This window comes from Acetobacter cerevisiae, from assembly GCF_001580535.1.
In the GTDB taxonomy this organism is placed as follows: Bacteria; Pseudomonadota; Alphaproteobacteria; order Acetobacterales; family Acetobacteraceae; genus Acetobacter; species Acetobacter cerevisiae.
On sequence record NZ_LHZA01000045.1, the window covers coordinates 1 to 2192 of the forward strand.

Consider the following 2192-nt stretch of genomic DNA (forward strand, 5'->3'; position numbering starts at 1 on the left):
TATCGAGCTTCTGGTGGTCGATGCGGCATTGGAAATACGGCATCGCGACCATGCCCTGACAGGCAACTGGAAGGACTATCGGGACTGCCATGTGAAGCCTGATCTGGTGCTGATCTATCGCCTCATTGAGGCCGATCGCCTGGTCTTGGTGCGACTGGGCTCCCATTCGGAACTCGACCTCTAGCCTTTAAGGGAAAGACAGGCGTCTTAGTCCCGGTGCATCAGAGAGTGCGCGCTTATACGTTGCCCAAAGGGCAACGTGCGCTTGGTGTCGGGCGATCTATTTTTCGGTGGCCGGCAAGTCTGGTTCCATGCCGTCGAAAGAAGGCTGAGATGGTGGTGGTAAGCCGGGGCCGGTAGGTAGCTGCTTCTCTCCCGGATACAGGTCTGGAATGGCCTGTAGAGGCGGCTGTGCGCCAATTTCGGTCTTATCGGGTTGTTCGTCGTCTGAGAGCAACACAGCGGCAGAAAACAGGCTGTAGCGGATACCATCGCGGTTTCCGGACCAAGCCACTCGGTCATTAACGATGTAAGCACAAGCCGTGCCTGTGGGGCCGATCTGTCGAACTTCGATCCAGTTGCCCTCTCGTAAAACGGACAAAGCCCTTTTGAGAGTATTCAAGCCGCAACCAGCCATTTTGGCCAATGTAGCTTGGGATGCGACGAGAGCATTATTGCGGCCCATTTGGGAGGTCATAAGCATCATAACGGCCGCTGCTCTAGGATTTGATACAGCTAATTTTGACCATCGTTCCATAGCCGCTCGTTCGACCTGAACCCAAGTTCCGTTGGGTGCGGTGGTTAATCCAACGTGCTTTGGCTTCATGGCCTACCCCTAGATCAAATCAGACGATTTTTCATCCAAATTTGGATGAAATTCATCCATTTTATAGCGAAAAATGTAGATAAATTCAATCCAAATTTGGACAAATTCCATCCAAACCTAGCCCATAGCTGGTGGGCTAGGGGTAGCCCATAGCTGGTGGGCTACCCCCCCCCCTCACATCATTGATAAATAACAATTTTTTTCGTGGTCTCTCTCTATGATCTTTGGACCGTCCCCGAAGCCCACGGGGGCGGCGCAGCGAACGCCTTGCGTGAGCGGCAGCGGAGCCGCGCCGGTGGACCCTCGGGGGCGGATCAGAGGCTCATAAAAGGGCGATTAATTCCGTTTTCGTATCGTTGTGCGACGCTTCAGCGACCGGGTGTGTCGATTAACCGTCACACCGCTCCGGCGCCTTCGGCGGGCTACGCCGCTCCCGCTCCGCGCTCGCCCGGAGCCTGCAAGGCCAGCGAAACCGGGGAAGGGCAAAATGGCTCAAGAAGCGACGAACGGGGCGATTCCGGTTGCACCTGGTGCGAGGCCAGCGGCAAGCTGGCTATGGGCGTAGTCACCTGTGGCGAGGGGATGGGCCGGGTTGTGGTAAGCCCGGCCCTTCCTGCGTCTGTAGCCGGGAACTCCCGGTTATAGGCCGAAGGATGGCCGTACAGGGCACTCAGACGAGTTTCCGATACCAACCTACCGGACAAGAGCCGGAAGCCATCATACGGCCCTCTGACGGCCTTATAGCGGATGATCGCAAGAGGCGATCGCCTGTTCTCCTGACGCGATCAGGTGGGGCATGGTGCCGTTCCATGTTGGGGCTTCTCGCGGCCCGGCCGGAAAGGGCGGCACTCTGGCGGCAATTTTCGCAGTGCCACCATGCCGCGCCCTAACCCCATGTGCAGACAGAGGAATCCGGAAAACCAAGGTCACAGAGTGCCGGTTTCTTTAATCTTGCCCTCACTTTTTTCGCCTTCTCCCACCCCGGAACGTAGACGAAATTGGTGTTTTGTATTACACTGAAATACAGTATTGGGAGGGTATGTCATGGCTGTCAGTCGCATGGTCCAGGCCCGAGTGCCGGGTGAGATTCAGGAAGCCGCGAACCAGGTCATTCACGCGGCCGGGCTGACGGTGAGTGATGTGGTGCGTGTGCTGATGACGCGGATTGCCCAGGACAAGGTGATTCCGGCCGCGCTGTTTCAGCCCAATGCGGAGACGCTGGCAGCGTTTACTGAGGTCGAGCGTGGGGATCTGACGCGCTTCAGGTCTGTCGATGCGCTGTTCGAAGATCTCCATGCGGACGATTGAGCGCACGACGGCTTTCAAGCGTGATTTCAAACGGGTGGCGAAGGGACCGCATCGGGCT

General features: G+C 57.1%; 4 protein-coding genes. 3 read left to right on the forward strand and 1 reads right to left on the reverse strand.

The features are described from left to right. On the forward strand, positions 1 to 184 hold a 184-nt coding region (locus AD928_RS00320; protein WP_156470010.1), incomplete at its 5' end, for a type II toxin-antitoxin system YafQ family toxin. Between the two features lie 96 nt (positions 185 to 280). Here the strand turns inward: AD928_RS00320 and AD928_RS00325 are convergent. Next, positions 281 to 706, reverse strand: a complete 426-nt coding sequence (locus AD928_RS00325) for a replication/maintenance protein RepL (protein ID WP_018308606.1) — start codon at positions 704 to 706, stop codon at positions 281 to 283. A 501-nt stretch (positions 707 to 1207) separates the two neighbouring features. Here AD928_RS00325 and AD928_RS14575 point away from each other — a divergent pair. Beyond that, entirely contained in the window at positions 1208 to 1471 is a 264-nt protein-coding gene (locus AD928_RS14575; RefSeq protein ID WP_140385879.1) for a hypothetical protein, read from the forward strand. A gap of 399 nt (positions 1472 to 1870) precedes the next feature. After that, a complete protein-coding gene (locus tag AD928_RS00330) occupies positions 1871 to 2134 on the forward strand; it encodes a type II toxin-antitoxin system RelB/DinJ family antitoxin (RefSeq protein WP_014106741.1) in 264 nt (87 codons plus the stop codon). Positions 2135 to 2192: the final 58 nt, after the last annotated feature.